The sequence below is a fragment of the Pseudomonas sp. UBA6315 genome, assembly GCF_002438125.1.
GTDB lineage: Bacteria > Pseudomonadota > Gammaproteobacteria > Pseudomonadales > Pseudomonadaceae > Aquipseudomonas > Aquipseudomonas faucium.
On sequence record NZ_DJTF01000171.1, the window covers coordinates 15,371 to 35,558 of the forward strand.

Here is a 20,188-nt window from a genome sequence, read left to right on the forward strand (position 1 = left end):
AGGCCATCATGAATACGTATGTACGCCCGGCGCTGAGCCTGATCCTGCTGATGACCGTGGTCACCGGCGCCCTGTACCCGCTGGCGGTCACCGGCATTGCCCAAGTGGCCTTCCCCGAACAGGCCAATGGCAGCCTGGTGCGCGACGCGCACGGCCAGGTGCGCGGCTCGGCACTGATCGCCCAGGATTTCCAGGGCGATGGCTGGTTCCATTCGCGGCCTTCGGCGGGGGCCTATGCCACCGTGGCCAGCAGCGCCAGCAACCTGTCGCCGAGCAACCCAGCGCTGGCCGAGCGAGTGACGGGTGACGCGGCGACGCTCTATCGCGCCGAGCAAGGGCCGGTGCCGCTGGCCTTGCTGACCACCTCCGGCAGTGGCCTGGACCCGCATTTGCCGCCGCAGGCGGTGGCCTACCAGATCCCGCGGGTGGCGGCGGCGCGGCAGGTGCCGGAGCAGAGGTTGCAAGCGATGCTGGAAGAGGCCACCCTCCACCCATTGATCGGGCCGCCCGTGGTCAATGTGCTGGCGCTGAACCAGGCGTTGGAGCATCTGGCGCAGTGACAGCAAGGCCCCCAATCGCCGCCAAGCCGGCTCCCACAGCTTGTGGGAGCCGGCTTGCCGACGATGAACAACCAAAGGATGAAACATGAGTGACGCAGCCCGCGCCGACGCGCTGTTGGCCAACCTGCCGCGCGAAGGCCGCGGCAGGCTCAAGGTGTTCCTCGGCGCCGCCCCCGGTGTCGGCAAGACCTACGCCATGCTCCAGGCCGCCCATGCCCAGCAACGCCAGGGCGTGCAGGTGCTGGCCGGGGTGGTGGAAACCCACGGCCGCGCCGAAACCGAGGGGCTGCTGGGCGGGCTGCAGCAGCAGCCGTTGCTGCGCAGCGAGTACCGCAGCGTCACCCTCGAGGAAATGGACCTCGATGGCCTGCTCCAGGCCGCGCCCAAATTGGCCCTGGTCGATGAGCTGGCGCACACCAACGCCCCCGGCAGCCGCCACGCCAAGCGCTGGCAGGACGTGCAGGAGCTGCTCGCCGCCGGCATCGATGTGTACACCACGGTCAACGTCCAGCACCTGGAAAGCCTCAACGACAAGGTGCGCGACATCACCGGCGTGCACGTGCGCGAAACCCTGCCGGACTGGGTGCTGCAGGAGGCCTTCGAGCTGGTGCTGATCGACCTGCCACCGCGCGAGCTGCTCGAACGCCTGCGCGAGGGCAAGGTATACGTGCCCGAGCAGGCGAGGGCGGCCATCGATGCGTACTTTTCGCAAACCAACCTCACCGCCCTGCGCGAACTGGCCATGCAGACCGCCGCCGCCCAGGTCGACGCCGACCTTGCCCATGGCTACCGCCAGCGTGGCCAGGAAGCACCGGCGCTGCGCGGGCGCCTGCTGGTCGGCATCGACGGTGACGACCAGGCCGAGCGCCTGGTGCGGCATGCCAGCCGGGTCGCGCAACGGCGCCACCTGCCCTGGAGCATGGTCCACGTGGGCAACGGCCGGCTGCGCGACGAAACCGCCCGCCATCGCTTGCAGGCCGCGCAGCAGCTGGCCGAGCGGCTTGGCGGCGAAGTGGTGCTGCTGCGCGCCGGCGAAGTGGCGCACACGCTGATCCAGCATGCCGCCGAGCGCCGCGCCAGCCTGGTGCTGGTGGGGCAGTCCCGCGACCGCCTGCGCCGGCGCTTCTTCGGCGCCGGGGTGGCGGCGCGGCTGCTGCGTGAAAGCCACGGGCTGGAAATCAACGTGCTCGACCGCGATGCCCAGCCCGCACCGGCCGCGGCCGCGGTACAGCGGGTATGGGTGTGGCGCCACTACTTGCTGGCGCTGCTCGCCACCGTGCTCGCGGCAGGGTTGGCCTGGGCGGTGTCGAGCGTGCTGGCATTGCCCAACATCTCCCTGGTGTTTCTCGCCGCCGTGCTGCTGGTGGCGGTGCGCAGCAGCCTGGGCCCGGCCCTGGCCTGTGCGGCCTTGTCGTTCCTGACTTACGACTTCCTGTTCATCCCGCCGAATTTTTCCTTCAGCATCCAGCGCGAAGAAGACGTGCTGACGCTGGTGTTCTTCCTGCTGATGGCCGCCCTCACCGGTAACCTCGCCGCCCGCCAGCGCAGCCAGTTGCAGGCGCTACGCGAAACCCAGGCGCAGACCAGCCAGCTGCTCGACCTGTCACGCCGCCTGACCGTGGCCACCGACCGGCGGGCGGTGTTCAACGCGGCCGGCCAGCACCTCAATGCCTGGCAGGACGTGCAGGTGTGCCTGCTCGAGCGCAATGCCGAAGGCCTGCTGCAGGTGGCCAGCGGCGAAGCCCACGGCCTTGGCGACAATGAACGCGCCGCCGCCGAGTGGGCCTGGCAGCACGGCCAGGCCGCCGGGCATGGCAGCGACACCTTGCCCAATGGCCGCTGGTGGTGGTGGCCGCTGGCCGTCGACGACCAGCCCCTGGCCCTGCTTGGCGTGCGCCCGCAATCCGGCGAGCCGCTCAGTGCCCAGCGCCGGCGCCTGCTGCAGGCGCTCGGCCAGCCCCTGGCACAAGCCTTGGCCCGCGCCCGCCTGGCCGAGCAGCTGGAGGCCGCCCGTTTGCACGGCGAGACCGAACAGCTGCGCAGCGCCTTGCTGGCATCGGTGTCCCACGACCTGCGCACCCCGCTGACGGCCATGCGCGGCAGCATCGACAGCCTCCTGGCGCTGGGCGAGGCGATCCCGGTCGAAGACCGCCGCGAACTGCTCGAAGGCACCCGCGATGAAGCCGAACGCCTCGACCGCTACATCCAGAACCTGCTGGACATGACCCGCCTGGGCCACGGCGGCCTGAAGCTTGCCCGCGACTGGGTGGCCCCGGCCGATATCGTCGGCAGTGCCCTCAACCGTTTGCGCGTGGTGCTGGCGCCGCTGCGCGTGCACACCGATGTGCCTGCCCAATTGCCGCTGCTGTTCGTGCATGCGGCGCTGATCGAACAGGCACTGATCAACGTGCTGGAAAACGCCGCGCGCTTTTCCCCGGCCCAAGGCCGCCTGGAACTGCAGGTGTCGGTGCACGACGAACAGCTGCGCTTTGCCGTCAGCGACCAGGGTCCCGGCATCCCGGTGGCTGAGCGCGAGAAGATCTTCGACATGTTCTACACCGCCGCGCGGGGCGACCGTGGCGGGCAGGGCACCGGCCTGGGCCTGGCGATCTGCCAAGGCATGATCGGCGCCCACGGCGGGCAGATTCTGGTCGGCGAAGGCATCGATGGCCATGGCACCTGCATCACTCTATGCTTGCCGCTGCCCCAGCAACCCGAAGCCGAAAGCGAAGCCCCATGAGCCAGTCCGCCACCATTCTGGTCATCGACGACGAACCGCAGATTCGCAAGTTCCTGCGCATCAGCCTGGCCTCCCAGGGCTACAAGGTGATCGAGGCCGCCACCGGTGGCGAGGGCCTGGCTCAGGCGGCGCTGGCCAAGCCCGACCTGGTGGTGCTCGACCTCGGCCTGCCCGACATGGACGGCCAGCAGGTGCTGCGCGAACTGCGCGAATGGAGTGCGGTGCCGGTGATGGTGCTGTCGGTGCGCGCCAGTGAGGTGCAGAAGGTCGATGCGCTCGATGGCGGGGCCAATGACTACGTGACCAAGCCGTTCGGCATCCAGGAGTTTCTCGCCCGGGTGCGCGCCCTGCTGCGCCAGGTGCCGCAGTCGGGCGGCAGCGAGGTGGCGGCCAGCTTCGGGCCGCTGACCGTCGACTTTGCCTTTCGCAAGGTGACCCTGGCGGGCGCCGAAGTGGCGCTGACCCGCAAGGAATACGCGCTGCTGGCGCTGCTGGCCGGGCACCCGGGGCGGGTGATCACCCAGCAGCAACTGCTCAAGGAGATCTGGGGGCCGTCCCATGTGGAGAACACCCACTACCTGCGCATCGTGGTCGGGCATCTGCGCCAGAAGCTCGGCGACGACCCCACGGCGCCGCGGTTCATCATCACCGAGGCGGGGGTAGGCTACCGCCTGGTAGCGCCCGGCGCCTGAGCCCCGACGCGCCCTGGCGGGCAAGGCAATAGTGGCAAATTGCAGCAGGTGGCCTGGGCCTGAACCAATTTACCGACTCAACTATGGATAGTGAGTCGATATCATGGATTGCCCTTCTACCCTTGCCCCCACCCCCCACGCTGCAACACAGACCGCGCTGATCCCCAGCTTGCCCAGTGCCCCGGCAGGGATGCCGGCACTCGGCTTCAGCCATTGGCGGATGAGTGCCAGCGTGCTGTTCGAGGTCAGCACGCGCGCGCCCGACGCCTTTTCCTGCTCGCTCACGGTGTATCACTTCAGTCGTTTTCTGTTCTGTTGCGGGCACCTGGATGGCGCCCGCTATCAACGGGACCGCACCCGCCTGGGCTGGTGCGACCTGGACCATTACCTGCTGCACCTGCCGCTGCAGCGCGGCCTTGCCTGCGGCAATGGCGTGCGCGTGCGGCCGCGTGACCTGGTGATGCTCGACCTCGCGCAACCTTCACGTTTCGGCATGGCCAGCAGCGAAGGCATGAGCCTGCTGATTCCGCGTACTGCCCTGTCGTTGCTGCTGTTCGATGCCGGGCAACTGCATGGCCTGGTGCTGCGCCGTGAAACGGCCGCCGGCATGCTCCTGGCGCACCTGTTTTCGTCGCTGGCGGCGAGCGCGCCATGCCTGGGCACGGACGAGGCGCTGAGGTTGGCGCTGCCCCTGCTGGGGATGGTGGCGGCCTGCCTGGCGAAGGCCACGCAAGCGATAGCGCCCGGCGCAGGGCCGGTGGACCTGGGCCGGCGAGTGCGCCTTTTGATCGAGCGCAATCTGCACCGCAGCGACCTCACTCCTGCGCTTCTGGCCAAGGAGGCCGGCACCTCGCGCAGCCAGCTGTACCGCGCTTTCGAGCGCTTTGGCGGGGTGCGCCACTATGTGCTGCAACGGCGCCTGCGGCGTTGCCTGTTCGCCCTGTGCGACAGCGCCAACGCCGGGCGGCGCATTGGTGACCTGGCCTTCGAGCATGGGTTTGTCGATGAGGCGCATTTCAGCCGCCTGTTCCGCAAGGCCTTTGGCCTGTCGCCGCGTGCGGCCCGAACCGCGCTGCACGCCGGGGCAGTGCCGGGCTTCTTCAGCCTGGTGCCACTGCCCGGCGAACGCTCGGCGCTCGATCAGTGGGTCAGGGAGCTGACCTACAGCTGATCGTGCGGGCTGGCCGGCATTCTGGGACGCGCCTCCAAGTTATCGGGACGCACGCCCCGGGACGCCGCGCCGGGCGCACCTTAACCTGAGCTCAACCAACAACTGCAAGTGCCATCGTCAACCGGCCTGCCCGAAGGCGGCCGAGGATCGGCACTGATTTCGACAAGGAGCGTCAGCCGTGGCGAATCACTCCCTCCACCATCTGATCCAGAGCATTGCCGGCGCTGTCGCCGAAGCTCAGGACAAGATCCAGCGGTTCCAGATGTCGACCGTGCGCCAGTACTTCGACGAGGACAACCGGCCCGTCAGTGTCGATGTGCGCCTGCCATCCCAGGCTCACGATGCAGCCGAAGGTGAGGAACGCCTTGTACGCGTGCCGTTGCTCTCGCTGGTCGGCTCGCGGCTGCTCACCGTCAAGGACATGCAGATCGACTTCGAGGTCGGCCTGCATGCCGACCAGAGCGATGCCAAGCCTGCGCCCGCCGAGGGTTCCGACTCGGCGTGGCCAACCGATACACATCAGCCTTTGAACGTCGACATGGGCGTTCGCCGCAATGGTGAAGGCGGGCCAATGGCGCGCGTCACCCTCAGAGTCGAAACCCAGCCTTCGTCCGAGGGCATGGCCCGACTGATTCACAACCTCGATAAATTGATCTAGGAGAGACGTCATGCCTGACTTTGCAATGGGTAATCAGTTCAGCGGCCTGCCGATGGGCGAGCTGATCGGCGCACCTTTGGCTGCAGCCTGCGACGCGCAGGTTCGCCTGGCCAATGCCACCGCCAACTTCATCAAGGTGATTGGCTTTCTGCCCCCGGCCGACCCGACCACGGCCGGCCCCAACGATGTAGGCGATATCCGCAACGTGATGTTCAGCTACCAGCGCGCGGCCCCCACCGCCGACGACGCGGGGGCGACCGAAAAGGTCCAGTTGGAGGTGCCGCTGCTGGCGGTGGTCAAGGTGCCGAGCCTGGCCATCAACAAAGTGGATATCAGCTTCGACATGGAGGTGAAGAATTCGGAGCAATCGCGCGACGAGCGCACCGAGGAGGGCAAGTTCTCGGCGGAGGCGAAGTTGGGCTGGGGCCCGTTCAGCGCCAAGGTGAACGTGTCGGGCTCGGTGACTTCGCACAAGGAAAACACCCGCTCCACCGACCAGTCGGCCAAGTACCACGTGGAAGTGCATGCGGTCGATGACGGCATGCCCGAGGGGCTGGCGCGGGTGATGGACCTCATCGCCCAGTCGGTCGCGCCGAAGATCGCCGCCTGAGGCGTGGTCGCTGAGTGACCGGCCAGCGGCAGGTGTGCCTGTGCATCAGGCCAGCGCTGGCTGACCAGCTTTTCCGGTAAGGGAGTGCCGTGATGTTCGATTTGACGGATGTTGGATATGTGAAGCGCATCGTGGTTGGCAGCCTCGACCCGGAAAAGCTGACTCCGGAAGAGGCGGTGCAGGCCCAGGCCGCACTGCTCAACCGTTGCCTCAGCGGGACCCCACGCGGGCGCGTGGTGGGTATCGAGAAAAGCTTCAAATTGCTCAACATCGGTGAGCACCAGGTGGTCCTGCAGGCCCTGACCTACCACGTCGGTTTTGCCCGCAGGCCGTACTGGTTGCCCGATGACGCGGAGCAGCCGTGATGAAGCGGCTGGAGGACCTGGTGTTGGCACTGGGCGCCGAGATGCAGCGTGCGCAGCAGGCGTGCGAGCGGTTGTGGCCGGGCACCCAGGTGGCTGGCATGACCTGGGTGATGGATGCCTGCGTGGAGCCACTGGGCAGTGCCGGCAGCTATGGCCTGCGTATCGGCGGCCCGCCGAGCCGCAAGCAGGCCACCCATCAACTGAGCATCGAAGTACCCGGATACGGCGTCGAGGCCATCGTGGTGCGCGTCGACGGGCAGTTGCTGGCGATCTACAGGAGGCCTGGCAATGAGCAGGCGCAATGACCGTTCCATGCTGTTGGTGCTTTCACAGGAGGAGGGCAGTGCCTTGAAATCCATCATCGACCTCAAGTCGTCCCCCCGCCGCAAGATGTCTGGCCAGAGGCGGCTGGTGATTGCCATCGGCGCCAGCCTGCTGGTCGGGCTCATGGCGCTGGGGCTGGTGCGCCCGGAACTGGCGATCGCCATCGCCGAATGGGTCGGGCTGCTGCTGGCGTTCTGACCCCGGGTATTCATTCAACAAGGAGAGTCAACATGAAACCTATTACCTCACTGCTGGCGGGTGCGCTGGCGCTGACGATCGCCCTGCCCACCCTTGCCGGCCAGGCCTACGAGGGAAGCTTCCAGGATGGCCAGGCAATTGTCGATGTAACCCTGACCCTCGCCGACAAGGGCGCGATGGATGCCGGCAGCCTTGCCATCCGCAAGTGGGCCTGCCAGCTCAGGCTGGACTCGCCCAAGCCGGCGGGCGATGCGTTGCGCTACCCCATCAAGGAAACGGGCAAGGGCCGCTGCGGGCCCTTGAACAACGGCGACCTGCTGAGCCGGCCCGATGGTGATGCGCTGCAGGTCCAACTGAAAACCTACAAGGGCACCACGATGTACAGCTTCACCCTCACGCCCAGATAGCGGCTGACCCCGCTTCATCCACCACAGCATTCCCATCAACAACCTGCGCAAAGGCACGCATTGGACGTCGCCCCACGGGGCGCGTGCACCTGTCGCAAGGAGGCAAACATGTGCATCAACAAATCGGTTGGCGACGGTGGCAGCAACAGCAGGGGCGATGTGCGCAGCCTGCAGTTGCTGCTGAACATGAACAGTGGCCGCGGCGAGTTCGTCAGTGCGCTGGTCTGCGACGGCTTGTGGGGGCAGGGTTCGCGCGTCGCCCTCAAGCGTTTTCAAATGGCCAATGGGCTCGCCGAGAGCAGCACGGTCAAGCCCCAGGACCCGACCCTCGCCGCCTTGCGCGCGGGGCTGCCGGCGGGGCTGGTGAAGGCCAAGCTGTGGGCAATATTCAACCTGGCCAGCGACCCCAGAATCGAGGCGTTCCGCCAGCCCATCGTCGACGTGTTCGAGCGCTACAGGATCGACACCCCGCTGCGCCGCGCGCATTTCCTGGCGCAGATCGCCCATGAAAGTGGCTGCCTGCAATACACCGAGGAAATCGCCAACGGCAACGCCTACGAAGGCCGCAAGGACTTGGGCAACACCCAGGCCGGCGACGGGGCGCGCTTCAAGGGGCGTGGCCTGATCCAGCTCACCGGGCGCGCCAACTACCGCGAATACGGCAAGGCCTGCGGGCGTGATTTCGAGCTCAAGGACGCGCCCACGCTGGTGAGTACAGACCCAGGGCTGGCGGTGGATGTGGCGGGCTGGTTCTGGAACAGCCGCAAGCTCAACGACCACGCCGACAAGGATGACGTGCGCGAGATTACCCGGCGCATCAATGGCGGCTTCAACGGCCTTGACGAGCGCATCGCCTACCTGGCCCGCGCCAAGTGGCTGCTTGGGCTCTGAACACCTGCTCCAGGTTTTGCCGCACAGGGCGGCAGCACGGGGCGGGTGCGCCCCGATCAACAGCAAAAAGGGAGTTTTGATGATGAACAAGGTGATTGCGATCCATGCAGCGCGCGTGGCACTGGCCGGCTTGGCGCTGGCATCTGGCCTCACGTTTGCCGCAAGCGGTGCGGTATGCCCCTGGGGCGATTCGGCGACGGTGCCGGTGGTCAATCAGAAGCATGTTTTCTGCGGCGAGATAAACAAAAAGGGCAAGGCCGTCGGCTTTCACAGCCGGCCGGGTGGCACGCTGCCCGCGACCGTCCAGGTGACCGACGATACGGTGATCGCACCGACGACCTCGACCGGTATCTACGAGATGACCAGGTTCGACATCTTGGACGGTAACCAAGGCCCTGCAAGCAAGACGCGCTCTACCATGTTCCCGGACAGTTGCAGCCATGATCAGGTGCTGGCGGCCATCGTCAATGCTGCCAGTGGCAGTACCATGGACACTGGGAAATTCACCGGCTCTTCTGGGTCTGAATGCACCGTCGGGGGCAAGGCGTTCGCCATCGAGGGCTGGCTTCTGGATGGCAAGGTGAACACCGCCTATCCTTCAGCCATCAAGCCATAAGGGTGAAAAGGGCCGGCGTCATTGCGGCCCTTTTTCGATTCATGTGTGGGAGAAAGGCCGTGATGCAGTGTTTGTCCGAACTGGAAGCTAGCTACCCCGGTCTTGGGGCTTTCTTGAACGATGAGGTCAATGGCATCGCAGCCGACTTGCTGCTGGAACAGGCGCGTCATGTGCAGGCCGGTCGGCCTGGGGTGGACTACACGGGAAACGCCTACCACGTGGCGTTTTCCGACAAGGCCGTGGTACTTGAGCACCTGCATCTGCCGAACCATCCCACGGTTACCTTGGGCCTCGATACGTTCATCAGCGTCTTGTGCGCCTGGCGCGCTGGCCGGGTGATGTGAGGGCGTTTTGCTGCAGCGCTTGACCTCAGGTTAACTCGAGGTCCCAGGCTGTGGTCTTTTCTTGCAAGGAAGGACACAGCATGAAGACGATGGTAATCGGTGCCAGCAGGGGCTTGGGCCGTGCCTTGATCGAGGGGCTTGGCAAACCCGGGGACACCCTGATCGGTGTATCGCGCTCGCAACCCAGGGATCTTGAACCGTCGCCAGGCACGCGCCTGGAATGGATCGAGGCAGACCTGGCCGAGCCGTTGGCAGGCGTCGAACAGATCGCGGCAAGGGCGCCGGACCAACTGGATGTGCTGATCTGCAACATCGGCATCTGGGAAGCGTTGGCGTTCAGCGAAGGCTACAGCTTCCTGAACGACAGCGATGCGTCGATCGGCAAACTGGTGGACGTGAACATCACCGCCACCCTGCTATTGCTCAAGCGCCTGGTGCCCAGGCTGCTGGCCGCACCCAGGCCACAAGTGATCCTGACCGGCTCCACCTCCGCCTTGCGCCAAAGCGGGCGCCCGGAGGTGGCATTCGGCGCCAGCAAGTTTGCCCTCAATGGCATGGCCGATGCGCTGCGCGAAGGGTTTCGCCAGCACAACCTGGCGGTCACGGTGCTGCAGCTGGGGTACCTGAATACCGACGATGCGCTGGCCACGCCGCTGCAGGAGGCGGCGCAGCGTGGGGGTGGCCAGCAGGTGCCCGTGCACGATGTGGTGGCCATGGTCGATGCGCTGTTGCACTTGTCCACGGCATCGTTCGTGCGCGAGCTAGTGTTGCCGGCGATTGCCGATGAGCGGTTCTGATGCTGCCTACAACCGCTCACGCCCCCATTGGCATCAGAAGCTGGCCTTGACCGAGACCATGAAGTTGCGTGGTTCGCCGTAGTAGTTGCCGAACGTCTCGGTGCCGATGCTGGCGTAGTAGCGCTTGTCGAACAGGTTGTTGCCGTTGAGCGCCACCGACCAGGTGTCGTCGATGCGGTAGCCGATACGGCCATTCCAGATCGCGTAGCCCGCCTGGCTGATCTTCTCGCCACTGGCGGGCGATACGCGGAAGTTGTCGCTTTGCGCACTGACCCCGGCGCCGAGGGTGAAGCGCTCCAACGCACCGCTTAAGGCGTACTCGCCCCACATGCGCAGCACATGCCGAGGCACGTAGCTGTTGAACGCGGCGCCGTTCAGGCTGCTGTCGATATCGTCCAGGGTCTTGGTCTGGGTATAGGTGTAGCCGGCAAGCAGCTGCAGGCGTTCGATCACTTCGCCGCTGAGCTCGGCCTCGAAGCCCTGGGCGCGGACCCGGCCTGCGTTGACGTAGCAGTAGCCATCGGAGGACGGGCACGAAGAGTTGTAGTCGGTCTGCGCCTGGTCTTTCTGCACGGTACGGAACAGGTTGAAGGCACCGTTAAGCCGCCCGTCGAACCAGGCGCCCTTGATCCCCAGCTCGTAGCTCTGGCCCACCAGCGGCTTGAGCGCCGCGCCATCTTCGCCGCGGTAGTTGCCTTGCGGGGTGAAGATGTCGGAGTAGCTGGCGTAGGCGGTGAGGTTTTCGTTCAGGTCCAGCAGCACGCCGGCAAAGGGCGTCACCTGCCCGGTCTCGCGGGTGCTGGAATGCTCCGAGGTGCCGGTGTTGATGAAGTCGTAATCGGTCTGGGAGTTGTACCAGCTGACTCGGCTGCCCATGACCAGGGTCAGTGGGTCGGCCAGTTTCAGGCGCAGGGTCGAATACAGGCCCTTTTGCGTGGTGCGCGTCTTGGCCGGGCCGCCGCGCGAGGAGTTCTCGATGAAATAGCTGTCGTCGGGCTCCGGGATGAACTTGTCGGGGTTGAACACGTTTTGCCGCTGCGCCAGGAACGCCACCGAGTAGAAGTCATCCTTGTTCGAGCGGCTGGCATTCATGCCCAGCACCAGCTCGTGTTGCTGGCCGAAGGCGTCGAACTTGCCATCGACGTAGGCGTCCAGGCCGTAATCGACCTGGTCGTAGTCGTACAGGCTGCCGAGCATGCCGGTGGTGTTGGTGCCGGGCGTGACGGCGCCAGAGGCGAAGGCGTACTTGATGTCCTGGGTGTTCTTGGTATAGACGCTGGCGACCTTGAGTTTCCAGTTGTCATCGAGCTGGTGGGTGAGGTCGCTGAACACCGTGGTGCGCTGGCTGCGCCAGGTGTTCCAGGCCGGGTCGAGGCAGGTCGAGCGGCTGAGCTTCAAGTCGCTGCGGTCCTTGTAGCGCGGCAGGCCGCCCCAGCATGGGTTGGCATCCACGTCCTCGTAGGCCACGCCAAGCCCCAGGGTGGTGTCGGGGCTGACATCGAAATCGAGGGCGCCGTAATACACCTGGTCCTTGCGGTTGGCGTCGTCGGTGAAGTAGTGGCGGCTCTGTTGGGCCACCACCGCCCGGCCGCGCAGGGTGCCGGAGGCGTTCAGCGGGCCGCCGGTGTCGAGCTGGCCACGGTAGTTGTCCCAGCTGCCGCCGGACAGCGTGACGTCGGTATGCGCCGCTGCCAGGCCCCTTTTGCGCACGAAGTTGACCCCGCCGGCGGTGCCGCCCGAGCCCTTCATCATGCCTGCGGCGCCGCGCAGCACCTCGACGCGGTCGTAGTAGGCCATGTCGCTGCTGAAGCTGTCGGCCTGGACATAGAGGTTGCCCATGTCCAGCGGTACGCCGTCGTACTGGTACTGCCCCGACATGCGAAAGCCGCGCGAGTAGAAGTACTTGCCGCCCATGGTCGAGTCGTACACGGTGATGCCGGGCGTCTTCTCCATGACCTGATCGATGGTGTTGAGGTTCTGGTCATCCATCATCTTGCGCGTGATGACCGTAATCGACTGCGGCGTTTCCTTGAGCGAATGCTCACCTTTGCCGATGGTCACGGCGCCGGTAGTGTACGAGCCGCTGTTTTCAGTGGTGGCCCCCAGCACCTGGCTGGTGATGTTGGTGGCCCCCAGCTCCAGCGCCGACCCCGAAGGCGGCACGGCCCGCAGCACATAGGTACCGTTGGCCTGCGGCTCGGCCTGCAGGCCGCTGCCGGCGAGGATCTGGCTGAAGCCTTCGCTGACGCCGTAAGCCCCTTTCAGGCCCGAGGAGCGCAAGCCATTGGTCTGCCGGGCATCGAACGACAGCGCCGCACCCGCTGCGCTGGCGTAGCGGCTGAGCACTTCGGTCAGGCTGCCTGCGGCAATGTCGAACGACTGCACCGCGTTTTGCTGCGCGGGCATGGGCGCTGCGAACGTCATGCTTGGCCAGGCACCGGCAGCCGACACGGCCAACATTCCCACCTTCACTGCAGTCGCCAGACGACCACGCTTGAACACGCCAGACATGTAAAACCTCCCCCCGTAAAAATGATCGATGAAACCCTGTGGGGGATGAGCCGAACGGTGTGTGGGAAAAGTGCAAAAGCCTTGAAGGTTTTTTCAGGACAGCTGCGTGGCAGGTGGCGACACGTTGACCCAGTAGCGGCTGTAGCGCGTGACACGCAGCGCAAATCCGCTTTCCAGCGCGGCGAGTGCCAGGTCGGTGTCATCGATGGGGAAGGCGCCGGAAATCTTCAACTGCGCGATCCGCGGGTCGCAACGCAGCACCCCGGGGCGATAGCGCGACAGGTCTGCCAGCAACTCGCCCAGAGGCCGATCGAGGGCGATGATGCTGCCTTGCTGCCAGGCCCCCACGGATGCGTCATTGGGCATTATCGGCCCTATCGAACGGCCGTCGAACGCAGTGGATTGGCCCGCCTCCAGGCGTACTGCCAGCCCTGCGCCGGCGGCCTTGACTTCAACTGCCTTCTCCAGCACGGCCACCTCGCTCCCCAGGGCTTGGCTGCGGACGATGAAGCGCGTGCCCAGCGCCCGCACCACGCCATGCCGGATGTGTACCTTGAAGGGCCGCTGCAGTGGGTCTGAAGCGGTGGCCACCAGGATTTCACCGCGCAGCAGTTCCAGCACCCGCTGCTGGCCGTCGTACTTGAGGTTCACCGACGTGTCGGTGTTGAGCAGCAACAAGCTGCCATCCGCCAGCCGAAACTCGCGGCGCTCACCCACGGCGGTCCGGTAATCGGCAAGCAGCCGCTGGGAGCTGTCGCTGCGCCAGGCCAGCCAGCCCAGCGACGTCGCAGGCACCAGCACGATCACGCTGCGCAGCAGTTGCCGGCGAGAGCGATCGGCCCCGCGCAAGGCGGGCGCGGCCAGGGCAGCGGGCACGCTCGCCATCTGTTCGCCCACGGCGGCGATGCGTTGCCAGGCTTGGCGGTGCACCGGGTCGGCGAGCAGCCAGTCGTTCCAGGCGCGGCGCTGGGCATCGGTGGCAACGCCAGACTGCAGCTGCGCGTACCAGCGCGCGGCCATGCTGATTGCCTTCAACTCGGCAGGCGAAAGGCTCATGCCTGTTGCAACTGCATCAGGCAGCAATGCTCCATGGCCTTGGCCATGTAGTTGTTGACGCTGCGCACGCTGATGTTCAGCTGCTCGGCGATCTGCGGGTAGGTGAGGCCGTCGAACTGCGACAGCATGAACACCTGCTTGACCTTGGCCCCCAGCCCTTGCAGCAGCCGGTCGATCTCCACCAGTGCCTGCAGCAGGATCGCCTGCTCTTCCAGCGAAGGGTGTACCGCCTCCGGCAGTGCGGCCAGGGCTTCGAGGTAGGCCTGTTCCAGCGAGCGCCGGCGGAACAGGTCGATCAGCAAGCCCTTGGCGATGCGCGACAGGTACGGGCGCGGCTCGCGAATCTCCAGCGCGCTACGCGCCTTGATCACCCGCACGAAGGTGTCCTGTGCCAGGTCGGCGGCATCGAAGCCATTGCCCAGACGCTTGCGCAGCCACCCATGAAGCCAGCCGTGGTGCTCGCAGTACAGGTCGTTGACGGCGCTGCGCAGGGAGAGATCGTTGGCGGGCATGATAATGGAATGGTTCGCGACTGGTAATGAATCTTATTGTCGTGTGCGAAGTGGTTTGTTGGCAAGAGGGGGGGCAACTGAGGCACTCCCTGATTTTTGCTGGCTGGGCTGGCCTCTTCGCGGGACAAGCCCGCTCCCACAGGTTCGCCACAGAATCTGGATATTGTGGTGTACCTGTGGGAGCGGGCTTGCCCCGCGAAGAGGCCAAACCCAGCCAACACATCACTGGGAAAACACTCTACAAAATAGAGCTTAAAACTGATTCCTTTCCCCATTCGGCTGCAAGAACGCCGCCTCCAGCAACTGCTGGGTATAGGCATGCTGCGGCGCATGGAAGATCGCCTGCGCGTCCCCCTGTTCCACCACCTGCCCATGCTTGATCACCATCAATTGGTGGCTCAGCGCCTTGACCACCGCCAGGTCATGGCTGATGAACAGGTAGGTCAGGTTGTATTTCTGCTGCAGGTTGCGCAGCAGTTCCACCACCTGCCGCTGCACCGTGCGGTCCAGCGCCGAGGTCGGTTCATCCAGCAGAATCAGCGCGGGTTTCAACACCAGCGCCCGGGCAATGGCGATGCGCTGGCGCTGGCCGCCGGAAAACTCGTGGGGGTAGCGGTGGCGTGTGCGCGGGTCCAGGCCCACTTCTTCGAGCGCTGCGATGATCGCGGCCTCCTGCTCGGCAGGCGTGCCGATGCGGTGGATGCGCAAGCCCTCGCCGACGATATCGGCCACGCACATGCGCGGGCTGAGGCTACCGAACGGGTCCTGGAACACCACCTGCATTTCCCGCCGCAGTGGCCGCACTTGCTTCTGGTTCATGCCTTCCAGCGCTTGCCCGTGGAAGCGAATGCCGCCGCGGCTGGAAATCAGGCGCAGGATCGCCAGCCCAAGGGTGGACTTGCCTGAACCGGACTCGCCGACGATGCCCAGGGTCTGCCCCTGGGGCAGGCTGAAATTGATGCCGTCCACCGCCTTAACATGGTCGACGGTGCGCCGCAGCAAGCCCTTCTTGATCGGGAACCACACCTTCAGGTCGTTCACTTCCAGCAGTGGCGAGCCCACCGGGTTGTGCGCGGGCAAACCGCTGGGCTCGGCGTTGATCAGCATCTGCGTGTAGTGATGCTGCGGCGCGCTGAACAGCGTCGCGCAATCGGCCTGCTCGACGATCTGCCCGCGCTGCATGACGCACACGCGGTGGGCAATCCGCCGCACCAGGTTGAGGTCATGGCTGATCAGCAGCAAGGCCATGCCCAGGCGCGCCTGCAGTTCCTTGAGCAGGTCGAGGATCTTCAACTGCACGGTCACGTCGAGCGCGGTGGTCGGCTCGTCGGCGATCAGCAGGTCCGGCTCGTTGGCCAGGGCCATGGCGATCATCACCCGCTGGCGCTGGCCGCCGGACAGCTCGTGGGGCAGGGCCTTGAGGCGCTTGCGCGGGTGGGGGATGCCGACCATCTCCAGCAGCTCCAGGGTGCGCGCGGTCGCTTCCTTGCCGGTGAGGCCCTTGTGCAGCAGGAGAATTTCGTTGATCTGCTTCTCGATGCAGTGCAGCGGGTTCAGCGAGGTCATCGGCTCCTGGAAGATCATGGCGATGCGGTTGCCGCGGATGCGCTGCAGGGCTTTTTCGTTCTGCTGCAGCAAATCCTTGCCTTCGAAGCGGATGCTGCCGCTGGGGTGGCGAGCCAGGGGGTAGGGCAGCAGGCGCAGGATCGAGTGGGCGGTCACCGACTTGCCCGAGCCGCTCTCGCCCACCAGGGCCAGCGTTTCGCCCTTGCGGATGTCAAAGCTGACGCCGTCGACCACGCGGTTGACCTGCTCGCCGGTGACGAACTCCACGGCCAGGTCGCGCACTTCGATCAAGTTCTGTTCGCTCATTTCACTTCCTCGGGTCGAAGGCATCGCGGGCGGATTCGCCGATGAACACCAGCAAGCTCAACATGATCGCCAGCACGGCAAAGGCACTGATGCCAAGCCACGGCGCCTGCAGGTTGGACTTGCCCTGGGCCACCAGTTCACCCAGCGAAGGGGCGCCCGGCGGCAGGCCGAAGCCCAGGAAATCCAGCGCGGTGAGGGTGCCGATGGCGCCGGTGAGGATGAACGGCATGAAGGTCATGGTCGAGATCATCGCGTTGGGCAGGATGTGCCGGTACATGATCGCGCCATTGCGCATGCCCAGGGCCCGGGCCGCGCGCACGTATTCCAGGTTGCGCCCGCGCAGGAACTCGGCGCGCACCACGTCCACCAGGCTCATCCACGAGAACAGCAGCATGATGCCCAGCAGCCACCAGAAGTTGGGCTGCACGAAGCTTGCGAGGATGATCAGCAGGTACAACACCGGCAAGCCCGACCAGATTTCCAGGAAGCGCTGGCCGGCCAGGTCCACCCAGCCGCCGTAGAAGCCCTGCAAGGCGCCGGCGATGACGCCGACGATGGAGCTGAGGATGGTCAGGGTCAGGGCGAACAGCACCGAAATACGAAAGCCGTAGATCACCCGCGCCAGCACGTCGCGGCCCTGGTCGTCGGTACCCAGCCAGTTGTCCGCCGATGGTGGCGCCGGGGCCGGCACGCGCAGGTCGTAGTTGATGCTCTGGTAGCTGAACGGGATCGGTGCCCACAGCACGAAGCTGTCTTTGTTGGCCAAAAGCTCGCGGATGTACGGGCTCTTGTAGTTGGCCTCCAGCGGGAATTCGCCGCCGAAGGTGGTTTCCGGGTAGCGCTTGAACGCCGGGAAGTACCACTGGCCGTCGTAGCGCACGGCGATCGGCTTGTCGTTGGCGATCAGCTCGGCGCCCAGGCTCAGGCCGAACAGGATCAGGAACAGCCACAGCGACCACCAGCCACGGCGGTTGGCCTTGAAGCGCTCGAAGCGCCGGCGGTTGAGAGGGGACAAGGCCATGTCAGTGCTCCCGGCTGGCGAAGTCGATGCGCGGATCGACCAGGGTGTAGGTCAGGTCGCCGATCAGTTTCACCACCAGCCCCAGCAGGGTGAAGATGAACAGGGTGCCGAAGACCACCGGGTAGTCGCGGTTGATCGCCGCTTCGAAGCTCATCAGGCCCAGGCCGTCGAGGGAGAAGATCACCTCGATCAGCAGCGAGCCTGTGAAGAAGATGCCGATGAAGGCCGACGGGAAGCCGGCAATCACCAGCAGCATGGCGTTGCGGAACACATGCCCGTACAACACCCGCGGGCGGCTCAGGCCCTTGGCCTTGGCGGTGACCACGTACTGTTTGTTGATTTCGTCGAGGAAGCTGTTCTTGGTCAGCAAGGTCATGGTGGCGAAGTTGCCGATCACCAGCGCGGTGATCGGCAGCACCAGGTGCCAGAAGTAGTCGAGCACCTTGCCGGTGGTGGACAGCTCGTCGAAGTTGTTGGAGGTCAGCCCGCGCAGCGGGAACCAGTCGAAGTAGCTGCCGCCGGCGAACAGCACGATCAGCAGGATGGCGAACAGGAACGCGGGGATGGCGTAGCCGACGATGATCGCCGAACTGGTCCAGACGTCGAAGTGGCTGCCGTGGCGCACTGCCTTGGCGATGCCCAGCGGGATCGACACCAGGTACATGATCAGGGTGCTCCACAGCCCCAGCGAGATCGACACCGGCATCTTCTCGACGATCAGGTCGATGACCTTGGCGTCACGGAAGAAGCTGTCGCCAAAATCCAGCTGGGCGTAGTTCTTGACCATGATCCACAGGCGCTCGGGCGGCGACTTGTCGAAGCCGTACATGCGCTCGATTTCGGCGATCAATGCCGGGTCCAGGCCCTGGGCGCCGCGGTAGTTGGAGCCGGCCACCGAGACTTCGGCGCCGCCACCGGCGATGCGGCTGGTGGCGCCCTCGAAGCCTTCGAGCTTGGCGATCATCTGTTCCACCGGGCCGCCGGGGGCGGCCTGGACGATGATGAAGTTGATGACCAGGATGCCGAACAGGGTGGGGATGATCAGCAACAGGCGGCGCAGGATATAGGCCAGCATGTCAGTTGGCCTCTTGCGCAGGTGCGTCGGCCACCGCCGGGGTGACGCCCGGTTTGATCCACCAGGTGTCGATGCCGATGTCGTACTTGGGCGACACCTTGGGGTGGCCGATGTGGTTCCAGTAGGCCACGCGCCAGGTCTTGATATGCCAGTTGGGGATCACGTAGTAGCCCCACAGCAGCACGCGGTCGAGGGCGCGGGTGTGGTCGATCAGGCTCTGCCGCGAATCGGCGTTGATCAGCTGTTCGACCAGTTGGTCGATGGCCGGGTCGCGCAGGCCGATGAAGTTGCGGCTGCCGGGGTTGTCGGCGGCGGCGCTGCTCCAGAACTCGCGCTGCTCGTTGCCCGGCGAGTTGGATTGCGGGTAGCCGCCGACGATCATGTCGAAGTCGCGCGAGCGCAGGCGGGTGATGTACTGCGAGACGTCGACGCGGCGGATGTTCAGGTCGATGCCAAGGTCGGCGAGGTTGCGCTTGAACGGCAGCAGGATGCGTTCGAACTCGGTCTGCGCCAGCAGGAACTCGATCGACACCGGCTTGCCGTCCTTGTCGACCATCTTGTCATCGACGATCTTCCAACCGGCTTCCTGCAGCAGCTTGTAGGCCTGGCGCTGTTGCTCGCGGATCATGCCGCTGCCGTCGGTGACCGGGTTGTGGAAGGCCTCGCCGAACACCTGCTCGGGCACCTTGCCGCGCAGCGGTTCGAGGATTTTCAGCTCATCCGCGCTGGGCAGGCCTTTGGCGGCCATCTCGGAGTTCTCGAAGTAGCTGCCGGTGCGGGTGTAGGCGCCGTTGAACAGCTGCTTGTTGGTCCACTCGAAGTCCAGCAGCAGGCTCAGCGCATGGCGCACGCGGATGTCCTGGAACACCGGCTTGCGCAGGTTGAAGATGAAGCCCTGCATGCCGGTGGGGTTGCCGTTGGGCAGTTCTTCCTTGACCAGCCGGCCATCGCGCACCGCCGGCACGTTGTAGGCGGTGGCCCAGTTCTTCGCGCTGGTCTCCAGGCCATAGTCGAACTGGCCAGCCTTGAGCGCTTCGAGGGCGACGGTGTTGTCGCGGTAGGAATCGAAGGTCATCACGTCGAAGTTGTAGAAGCCGCGGTTGATCGGCAGGTCCTTGGCCCAGTAGTCCTTGACCCGCTCGTAGCGGATCGAGCGGCCGGCCTTGACCTCGGCGATCTTGTAGGGGCCGCTGCCCAGCGGGATTTCCAGGTTGCCGCGGTTGAAGTCGCGGCCCTCGTACCAGTGCTTGGGCAGCACCGGCAGCTGGCCGAGGATCAGCGGCAATTCGCGGTTGTTCTTGTGCTTGAACTTGAACAGCACGCGCAGCGGGTCTTCGGCGACCACTTCGGCGACGTCGGCGTAGTACTGGCGGTACAGCGGGGCGCCGTCCTTGATCAGGGCGTTGAAGGTGAACACCACGTCTTCGGCGCGCATCGGCTGGCCGTCGTGGAAGCGTGCCTCGGGGCGCAGGTAGAAGCGCACCCAGCTGTTGTCCGGGGCCTTTTCGATCTTGCCGGCGACCAGGCCGTATTCGGTGAAGGGTTCGTCCAGGCTCTGGCGCATCAGGGTGTCGTAGATGGCGCTGACGTTCTCGGCCGACACACCCTTGTTGATGAACGGGTTGAGGCTGTCGAAGCCGCCGAAGCTGGACTGGCGGAAGGTCCCGCCCTTGGGTGCGTCGGGGTTGACGAAGGCGAAGTGCTTGAAGTCGGCCGGGTATTTCGGCGCCTCGTCGTACAGGGTCAGCGCGTGTTGCGGCGCGGCCAG

Annotated in this window: 21 protein-coding genes; 14 read left to right on the plus strand and 7 right to left on the minus strand. The window is 65.4% G+C overall.

The features are described from left to right. The first annotated feature begins 8 nt into the window (after positions 1 to 8). From kdpC to B3E94_RS19990, 14 genes are all read left to right on the plus strand, one after another. Complete coding sequence (gene kdpC, locus B3E94_RS19925; protein WP_286914845.1) at positions 9 to 560, plus strand: potassium-transporting ATPase subunit KdpC; 552 nt, start codon at positions 9 to 11, stop codon at positions 558 to 560. Positions 561 to 645: 85 nt separating this feature from the next. Beyond that, on the plus strand, positions 646 to 3,300 hold the full coding sequence (locus B3E94_RS19930) for a sensor histidine kinase (protein WP_286914847.1): 2,655 nt from the start codon (positions 646 to 648) through the stop codon (positions 3,298 to 3,300). After that, on the plus strand, positions 3,297 to 3,992 hold the full coding sequence (locus tag B3E94_RS19935) for a response regulator (protein WP_286914848.1): 696 nt from the start codon (positions 3,297 to 3,299) through the stop codon (positions 3,990 to 3,992). Before B3E94_RS19930 ends, B3E94_RS19935 begins: the two co-directional genes overlap by 4 nt. Before the next feature lie 103 nt (positions 3,993 to 4,095). After that, entirely contained in the window at positions 4,096 to 5,163 is a 1,068-nt protein-coding gene (locus B3E94_RS19940; protein WP_286914849.1) for a helix-turn-helix domain-containing protein, read from the plus strand. Positions 5,164 to 5,341: 178 nt separating this feature from the next. Beyond that, positions 5,342 to 5,821: a DUF2589 domain-containing protein gene (locus tag B3E94_RS19945; RefSeq protein WP_236237380.1), complete on the plus strand. Its 480-nt coding sequence runs from the start codon at positions 5,342 to 5,344 to the stop codon at positions 5,819 to 5,821. A 10-nt stretch (positions 5,822 to 5,831) separates the two neighbouring features. Then, a complete protein-coding gene (locus B3E94_RS19950) occupies positions 5,832 to 6,431 on the plus strand; it encodes a DUF2589 domain-containing protein (RefSeq protein ID WP_176516351.1) in 600 nt (199 codons plus the stop codon). Between the two features lie 92 nt (positions 6,432 to 6,523). Beyond that, entirely contained in the window at positions 6,524 to 6,796 is a 273-nt protein-coding gene (locus B3E94_RS19955; protein ID WP_176516349.1) for a hypothetical protein, read from the plus strand. Further along, the gene (locus tag B3E94_RS19960) at positions 6,796 to 7,101 is read left to right on the plus strand and encodes a hypothetical protein (RefSeq protein WP_286914851.1); all 306 of its coding nucleotides are present in this window, start codon (positions 6,796 to 6,798) and stop codon (positions 7,099 to 7,101) included. Before B3E94_RS19955 ends, B3E94_RS19960 begins: the two co-directional genes overlap by 1 nt. Then, complete coding sequence (locus B3E94_RS19965; protein WP_176516345.1) at positions 7,085 to 7,318, plus strand: hypothetical protein; 234 nt, start codon at positions 7,085 to 7,087, stop codon at positions 7,316 to 7,318. The genes B3E94_RS19960 and B3E94_RS19965 overlap by 17 nt, the downstream gene beginning before the upstream one ends. Positions 7,319 to 7,350: 32 nt before the next feature. Further along, a complete protein-coding gene (locus tag B3E94_RS19970) occupies positions 7,351 to 7,725 on the plus strand; it encodes a hypothetical protein (protein ID WP_286914853.1) in 375 nt (124 codons plus the stop codon). Positions 7,726 to 7,833: 108 nt separating this feature from the next. Further along, positions 7,834 to 8,616: a glycoside hydrolase family 19 protein gene (locus B3E94_RS19975; protein WP_286914854.1), complete on the plus strand. Its 783-nt coding sequence runs from the start codon at positions 7,834 to 7,836 to the stop codon at positions 8,614 to 8,616. Between the two features lie 82 nt (positions 8,617 to 8,698). Then, positions 8,699 to 9,232 (plus strand): EndoU domain-containing protein, encoded by a 534-nt coding sequence (locus B3E94_RS19980; protein WP_286914856.1) that lies wholly within the window; start codon positions 8,699 to 8,701, stop codon positions 9,230 to 9,232. A 113-nt stretch (positions 9,233 to 9,345) separates the two neighbouring features. Further along, on the plus strand, positions 9,346 to 9,576 hold the full coding sequence (locus tag B3E94_RS19985; RefSeq protein WP_286914858.1) for a hypothetical protein: 231 nt from the start codon (positions 9,346 to 9,348) through the stop codon (positions 9,574 to 9,576). A gap of 80 nt (positions 9,577 to 9,656) precedes the next feature. Further along, positions 9,657 to 10,373, plus strand: coding sequence for an SDR family NAD(P)-dependent oxidoreductase (locus tag B3E94_RS19990; RefSeq protein WP_286914859.1), 717 nt, complete (start codon positions 9,657 to 9,659; stop codon positions 10,371 to 10,373). A gap of 33 nt (positions 10,374 to 10,406) precedes the next feature. On the opposite strand, the gene B3E94_RS19995 is transcribed toward B3E94_RS19990, so the two are convergent. The 7 genes from B3E94_RS19995 to B3E94_RS20025 all read right to left on the minus strand — a co-directional run. After that, positions 10,407 to 12,884, minus strand: a complete 2,478-nt coding sequence (locus tag B3E94_RS19995) for a TonB-dependent siderophore receptor (RefSeq protein WP_286914860.1) — start codon at positions 12,882 to 12,884, stop codon at positions 10,407 to 10,409. A 93-nt stretch (positions 12,885 to 12,977) separates the two neighbouring features. After that, positions 12,978 to 13,940: a FecR domain-containing protein gene (locus B3E94_RS20000; protein WP_286914861.1), complete on the minus strand. Its 963-nt coding sequence runs from the start codon at positions 13,938 to 13,940 to the stop codon at positions 12,978 to 12,980. Then, complete coding sequence (locus tag B3E94_RS20005; protein WP_236237391.1) at positions 13,937 to 14,452, minus strand: sigma-70 family RNA polymerase sigma factor; 516 nt, start codon at positions 14,450 to 14,452, stop codon at positions 13,937 to 13,939. Before B3E94_RS20005 ends, B3E94_RS20000 begins: the two co-directional genes overlap by 4 nt. Before the next feature lie 252 nt (positions 14,453 to 14,704). After that, on the minus strand, positions 14,705 to 16,324 hold the full coding sequence (locus B3E94_RS20010; protein ID WP_286914862.1) for an ABC transporter ATP-binding protein: 1,620 nt from the start codon (positions 16,322 to 16,324) through the stop codon (positions 14,705 to 14,707). 1 nt (position 16,325) lies between these two features. Then, on the minus strand, positions 16,326 to 17,345 hold the full coding sequence (locus B3E94_RS20015) for an ABC transporter permease (RefSeq protein WP_176516328.1): 1,020 nt from the start codon (positions 17,343 to 17,345) through the stop codon (positions 16,326 to 16,328). Between the two features lies 1 nt (position 17,346). Then, positions 17,347 to 18,420, minus strand: coding sequence for a microcin C ABC transporter permease YejB (locus B3E94_RS20020; protein ID WP_176516327.1), 1,074 nt, complete (start codon positions 18,418 to 18,420; stop codon positions 17,347 to 17,349). Between the two features lies 1 nt (position 18,421). After that, positions 18,422 to 20,188: extracellular solute-binding protein (locus tag B3E94_RS20025; RefSeq protein ID WP_286914863.1), on the minus strand; the 1,767-nt coding region annotated here is incomplete at its 5' end.

Bases quoted from the DNA above. Each gene is read 5' to 3' on its own strand.
- B3E94_RS19940 (WP_286914849.1), top strand. From the start codon at position 4,096: ATGGATTGCCCTTCTACCCTTGCCCCCACCCCCCACGCTGCAACACAG.
- B3E94_RS19950 (WP_176516351.1), top strand. From the start codon at position 5,832: ATGCCTGACTTTGCAATGGGTAATCAGTTCAGCGGCCTGCCGATGGGC.
- B3E94_RS19935 (WP_286914848.1), top strand. From the start codon at position 3,297: ATGAGCCAGTCCGCCACCATTCTGGTCATCGACGACGAACCGCAGATT.
- B3E94_RS19970 (WP_286914853.1), top strand. From the start codon at position 7,351: ATGAAACCTATTACCTCACTGCTGGCGGGTGCGCTGGCGCTGACGATC.
- B3E94_RS19990 (WP_286914859.1), top strand. From the start codon at position 9,657: ATGAAGACGATGGTAATCGGTGCCAGCAGGGGCTTGGGCCGTGCCTTG.
- B3E94_RS19955 (WP_176516349.1), top strand. From the start codon at position 6,524: ATGTTCGATTTGACGGATGTTGGATATGTGAAGCGCATCGTGGTTGGC.
- B3E94_RS19980 (WP_286914856.1), top strand. From the start codon at position 8,699: ATGAACAAGGTGATTGCGATCCATGCAGCGCGCGTGGCACTGGCCGGC.
- B3E94_RS20005 (WP_236237391.1), bottom strand. From the start codon at position 14,452: ATGCCCGCCAACGATCTCTCCCTGCGCAGCGCCGTCAACGACCTGTAC.
- B3E94_RS20015 (WP_176516328.1), bottom strand. From the start codon at position 17,345: ATGGCCTTGTCCCCTCTCAACCGCCGGCGCTTCGAGCGCTTCAAGGCC.
- B3E94_RS20020 (WP_176516327.1), bottom strand. From the start codon at position 18,420: ATGCTGGCCTATATCCTGCGCCGCCTGTTGCTGATCATCCCCACCCTG.
- B3E94_RS20010 (WP_286914862.1), bottom strand. From the start codon at position 16,324: ATGAGCGAACAGAACTTGATCGAAGTGCGCGACCTGGCCGTGGAGTTC.
- B3E94_RS19975 (WP_286914854.1), top strand. From the start codon at position 7,834: ATGTGCATCAACAAATCGGTTGGCGACGGTGGCAGCAACAGCAGGGGC.
- B3E94_RS19965 (WP_176516345.1), top strand. From the start codon at position 7,085: ATGAGCAGGCGCAATGACCGTTCCATGCTGTTGGTGCTTTCACAGGAG.
- B3E94_RS19960 (WP_286914851.1), top strand. From the start codon at position 6,796: ATGAAGCGGCTGGAGGACCTGGTGTTGGCACTGGGCGCCGAGATGCAG.
- B3E94_RS19995 (WP_286914860.1), bottom strand. From the start codon at position 12,884: ATGTCTGGCGTGTTCAAGCGTGGTCGTCTGGCGACTGCAGTGAAGGTG.
- kdpC (WP_286914845.1), top strand. From the start codon at position 9: ATGAATACGTATGTACGCCCGGCGCTGAGCCTGATCCTGCTGATGACC.
- B3E94_RS19930 (WP_286914847.1), top strand. From the start codon at position 646: ATGAGTGACGCAGCCCGCGCCGACGCGCTGTTGGCCAACCTGCCGCGC.
- B3E94_RS20000 (WP_286914861.1), bottom strand. From the start codon at position 13,940: ATGAGCCTTTCGCCTGCCGAGTTGAAGGCAATCAGCATGGCCGCGCGC.